Here is a 5,149-nt window from a genome sequence, read left to right as displayed (position 1 = left end):
TGCGGCAACTGCCCGGGAACATAGTTGGCAATGATGGTTACCTTATTCGGATCATCGGGGCTGCGGAAAGCATACACATCTGTATTATCTGCCAGCGGGTCGTTGGCAATCAAAGGTGCTTCCCTGTGAGACGATGCAAATGCTGGTGCTGTAGTATTTACAAGCATTGCAAATAGAAGAATTGCTGCTGAAATTTTTCTTTTCATTTTGAATGTTTTGTGTTTAAAAAAATAGATTACGATGTTTTAAGGGGTAAAAATAAAAAGTAGTTTTAGTATGGTACGTTTTTTGGCACGGCAAAGCCAGACTCTTGCTTTGGTTAAAAAGCTCTACATAATAAATCGGGAGGTAAATGAAAGCAATTAATATTTTACAGGATAATAGACTGGTGAGCTCAGTGCTATATACGCCGAAATGAAAATAATAGATTTAACATTTTATTTATTTTTTAAATATTTTTTTGACCTGTCTGATTCGTTTTATTTTGTAAAATTGAATGCTACCAGATTTTAGAAACTCTGTAGCTATGAAAAGCCGTCTTAAATTTTTTGTAATTAAGGAAAATTAATGGCATTTTACCTGGTCCATTGTTTTTCGGCGTACCTGGGAGGAACAGCTTGCTTTGATGCCTAAAAATAACCGGCAAAGTATTGGGTCCCGTCAGCAGACAACCACCTGAATATTTGTGTGTAGCTGATACGAAGGACAATGGGGCTAAAACAATAACTATCAATCAGGTAATTTTACTTTTTTATAAAAGTAATTACTGATAGTTTACTAATTTACTTTGTGGGTGTGTAAACCAATACTAAGAGCCTTTTAAAAGAATTTTTTTAGAAATGGTTACATTACCAAACAAAAAAATCCCGGATAATTCCGGGATTTTTATAAAAGAATGTTGATAAGATTTATCCGAACAAACCGCCTTTTTTAAAATGCCGTGTACCTTCACCAATTTTAAACCCATTGTGATAAACTTCTATTTTATAGTCGCCTGTAGTGTATGGTGAATTTTGTTTCCAGTCAAAACTAACCCTTTGCTTCTGCCCTTGGCTATAATTTACGTTAACTTTTTGCGTGTAGGATTTTTGGTCGCCTTCCCTTGTTGTAAACATTCCTGAGCCAAGTGCTTCTACCGCTATCGGTTTCCCGTCTGGTGCCGTTACAAGTATGTAAATATCTTTCGTGCCGGATGTTGCAATTCTGTTTTCATCCAGGTCAAAAGATATTCGGATTTTATCCACTTTTTTTGCTTTGGTAGTTTCTTTTTCTTTACCATTTCTTTTATCCTCAATACCGAGTATTGTAAAATTTGCCGCATGAAGTGTTGAACCTACGTCGATAATATCTTCTCTTTGCTTAATGACAGTTTTTGCAGAATCATATTCCTGTCTCACTTTATTCCTTTCCTTTGTTACCACTTCCTTTTCCTGTGTCAATACTACATTTTGACCCTTTAAAAGTTCTACCTGGGCTTTGTAGTCTGCAATATCTGTATTAAGAGAAGCAATCATTTCCTTTGCCTGCTTTAATTCAGCCGCAGTAGCATGTTGCTTGGACAGTATACTTTGTATTTGCGCTTTTTTTGCGGCAATGTTCCTGTCTTTTGAGGTGATGGTACTATCATTTTTTGCGTTGGTAGTTTTTAAAATATCATACCGCATTGTGGCTTCTTCCAACAAACTCTGCAGCGTATCTTTTTCTGAAATTACTGCTGAATACTGGAAGTCTTTTTTTTGAATCTCATCTTTTGTTTTGCTTTTATCCCAAATAATATAGCCCCATGTTGCCAAGAGTGCAATAATTAAAGGAATAGATAATAGAGTACGCCAGTCTTTTTTTTGTTCCCTAGGATTAGTTGACGGCGTAGACTCAGACGGAGGAAAATTTTCAAATGCCATATTGATTTGGTTTTGATTATAAAAATAGGGATTGTGAAAATATAATTAATTATAAATGTGGATATGTTAACAAATAAGTTAAAATAATTTTAATGGATCGTACCGAAACTTTTTTAAAACTATCCCAGTTTTGGCAGGTTTAAGAAACGCATTGAATATTCTTTGCTGCTTTGGTTTTATTATTTTTGTCGTTCAACATCATCATTTATGAATTTTAAAACAATTGGCTTATTAATAGCTTCAAATATTTTCATGACGTTTGCATGGTATGGACTTTTAAAAGAAAAAGGATTAACTATGTGGAAGGCCGTTCTCCTGAGTTGGTGCATTGCATTTTTTGAATACAGTCTGATGATACCTGCCAACAGGATCGGCTACCTGAATGGCATGAGCGGGTTTCAGTTAAAAATTACGCAGGAAGTAATTACCTTGGTAGTTTTTGCTATTTTTGCAGTTTTATATCTTAAAGAACCTCTGCAATGGAAGTACCTGGTAAGCTTTGCCTTTTTATTGGGTGCCGTTTATTTCATGTTTAAAAAATAAATCCTGAAACTTACAAACTGTTTTTGCGTAAATAGACTTTAATTTTTTGACCATTCTGAGGGTATGGAGTTGCGACTTATCTTTGTTTGATAACTACTTATAAACATGGCTTCTAACCGTTCTGCAGCAATCAGTTTTATCTTCATCACTTTATTAATAGATGTTACAGGTATTGGCCTCATTATACCTGTTGTACCAGGACTGATAGAGCAACTAATACATGGTACAGTCAGCGAAGCATCAAAATACAGCGGCTATCTTGCTTTTGCCTATGCTATAATGCAGTTTTTATTTGCTCCCTTATTAGGCAACCTTAGTGATAAATATGGGAGACGCCCGATACTGTTATTGTCTTTGTTGGGTTTGGGCATAGATTATATTTTTCTTGCACTGGCGCCCTCCATTGGATGGTTATTTGTTGGCCGTTTAATTGCAGGCTTTGCAGGTGCCAGTTTTACCACTGCTACTGCTTACATTGCAGATATCAGCACCCCTGAAAACAGGGCGCAAAATTTTGGAATGGTAGGGGCAGCATTTGGTCTGGGATTTATACTGGGCCCCGTTATGGGCGGATTGCTGGGCGAATACGGAGTAAGGGTTCCGTTTGTTGTAGCTGCCTGTTTGAGCTTAATTAATTGCCTGTATGGATATTTTGTATTACCCGAATCGCTGACTGTTGAAAACCGCAGAGAGTTTCAATGGAAACGGGCCAATCCCGTTGGCAGTTTAAAACAATTGCAAAAATATCCTGCAGTTAGTGGATTGATCCTTTCTTTTTTCCTGATTTACCTGGGAGCAAATGCAGTGCAAAGTACCTGGTCTTTTTTTGGGATAAAACAATTTAACTGGACACCCCGGACTATTGGTATTTCTCTTGGCCTGGTTGGCTTACTGGTGGGGGCAGTTCAGGGCGGATTGATACGAATTGTTAACCCCTGGCTGGGCAATAAAAAAAGTGTGTATGCAGGTCTGGCATTGTATGCTATTGGCTTGTTTTTATTTTCCATTGCTACACAAAGCTGGATGATGTTTTTATTTTTAGTACCTTATTGCCTAGGTGGCCTTTGCGGCCCGGCATTGCAATCCATCATTAGCGGACAAGTGCCGGCGAACGAGCAAGGCGAGTTGCAGGGGGGCCTTACCAGCATCATAAGTGTTACCAATATTATCGGCCCGATACTAATGACTGGATTATTTTCTTACTTTTCAAAAGCAAATGCGCCAGTGCATTTTGCTGGTGCAGCATTTTTTTTAGGAGGCATTTTTATGGTCATTAGTTTAGTACTGGCCTATCGTACCCTGCGGCATAACAAAACCATCTCATAATAAATTATTGCACCGATGATCCATGATATCAATGATTTTAAAAACGTTTTTTTTATTGGCATTGCGGGTACCGGTATGAGTGCTATTGCACAATACCTTGCCGGTGTTGAAAAGAATGTTAGTGGCAGCGACCGCTATTTTAAAGAAGGAGAATTCAATGACATCAAAGAAAAATTATCCGCCGAAGGAATACATTGTTTTTTACAAAACGGCGAAGGCATTACTGCAAATACCGACCTGGTAGTAGTTTCAACAGCAATTGAAGATACGGTAGCGGAAGTGCAGAAAGCTAAACTACTGAACATTCCTATTTTAAAACGCAGCGAAGTATTGGCCCTGATTGCCAAAAGCAAAAAGACCATTGCAGTAGGGGGTACATCAGGCAAAAGTACTACCAGTGCTATGTTGTACGATATTTTAAGTGCGGGTGGATTACAACCTGGTATCATCAGCGGGGCTGGTCTTATCAGCATTATTAAAGAAGGTAAAATAGGCAATGCAAAAGTGGGTAAGGGAGATTGGCTGGTAATTGAAGCCGATGAAAGCGATGGTTCTATTGTGCAATACCATCCTGAAGTTGGGCTGTTGCTAAATATTGATAAAGACCACCAGGAGATTGATGAACTGATGGAAATTTTCGGCATCTTTAAAAAAAATACACAACAGCTTTTTGTTGTAAACCAATCTAATTTACTGGCAAAACAATTGTCGGTAAATGCGGCTCATGATTTTGGTGTTGGTACTGATAACGATGCCGGGTATAAAGCTGTAGCCTTTGTGCAAAACGGGCTCACCATTTCATTCAATATCAATGGAACTGATTTTAATTTAAATACAGTAGGAAAGCTGAATATGGAAAATGCATTGGCTGCAACAGCAGTGGCGAACCACTTAGGTGTTGACCTTTCAATCTGTGCTGCCGCATTAAAAAACTATAAAGGTATTTATCGCCGCCACCAGGTATTAGGCTACAAGCATGGCGTGTGGCTAATTGATGACTATGCGCATAACCCGGTAAAATGCGCCCGCAGTATGGAAGCTTGCCAGCCGGTAGCTGATAAAGTAATTGCCTGGTTTCAACCACATGGTTATGGGCCTACCCGTTTTTTACGCAATGATTTTGTAAAGGAAATAGCCGAGGCATTGCGGCCGCAGGATGAAATATGGATGAGTGAAATTTTTTATGCCGGAGGCACTGCGGTAAAAGATATATCTGCAAGCGATTTGATAGAAGATTTAAAAGCATTGGGTAAAAATGCTTTTTTTGTAGAAGATAGAAATGATTTTCTGGAGACGGCAAGGCCACATCTTACCAGCAATTGTGTTTTGTTATTAATGGGTGCAAGAGACCCGGGCCTGGAACAATTTGGAAAAGAAAT

General features: G+C 38.4%; 5 protein-coding genes. 3 read left to right on the top strand and 2 right to left on the bottom strand.

Annotated elements, in window-relative coordinates; translation table 11 throughout:
* Positions 1-206, bottom strand: a 206-nt coding sequence (locus tag H7254_RS04420; RefSeq protein WP_301931837.1) for a DUF4331 family protein, incomplete at its 3' end; no start/stop codon positions are given.
* Between the two features lie 702 nt (positions 207-908).
* Positions 909-1,901 carry a hypothetical protein gene (locus H7254_RS04415; RefSeq protein ID WP_301931836.1) on the bottom strand — a complete coding sequence of 331 codons (993 nt, stop codon included), beginning with the start codon at positions 1,899-1,901 and terminating at the stop codon, positions 909-911.
* Between the two features lie 207 nt (positions 1,902-2,108).
* On the opposite strand from H7254_RS04415, the gene H7254_RS04410 reads away from it, so the two are divergent.
* The 3 genes from H7254_RS04410 to H7254_RS04400 form a co-directional block, all read left to right on the top strand.
* On the top strand, positions 2,109-2,444 hold the full coding sequence (locus H7254_RS04410; RefSeq protein ID WP_301931835.1) for a DMT family protein: 336 nt from the start codon (positions 2,109-2,111) through the stop codon (positions 2,442-2,444).
* Between the two features lie 105 nt (positions 2,445-2,549).
* Positions 2,550-3,770: a TCR/Tet family MFS transporter gene (locus tag H7254_RS04405; RefSeq protein WP_301931834.1), complete on the top strand. Its 1,221-nt coding sequence runs from the start codon at positions 2,550-2,552 to the stop codon at positions 3,768-3,770.
* Between the two features lie 15 nt (positions 3,771-3,785).
* On the top strand, positions 3,786-5,149 hold a 1,364-nt coding region (locus H7254_RS04400; RefSeq protein WP_301931833.1), incomplete at its 3' end, for a UDP-N-acetylmuramate--L-alanine ligase.

The organism is Ferruginibacter sp. (genome assembly GCF_014377975.1).
Classification (GTDB): domain Bacteria; phylum Bacteroidota; class Bacteroidia; order Chitinophagales; family Chitinophagaceae; genus Ferruginibacter.
This window is presented reverse-complemented; position numbering and strand designations above follow the sequence as displayed.

What these genes read in the sequence shown, in the direction of transcription:
- H7254_RS04405 (WP_301931834.1), top strand. Translation starts at nt 2,550, where the DNA reads ATGGCTTCTAACCGTTCTGCAGCAATCAGTTTTATCTTCATCACTTTA.
- H7254_RS04415 (WP_301931836.1), bottom strand. Translation starts at nt 1,901, where the DNA reads ATGGCATTTGAAAATTTTCCTCCGTCTGAGTCTACGCCGTCAACTAAT.
- H7254_RS04410 (WP_301931835.1), top strand. Translation starts at nt 2,109, where the DNA reads ATGAATTTTAAAACAATTGGCTTATTAATAGCTTCAAATATTTTCATG.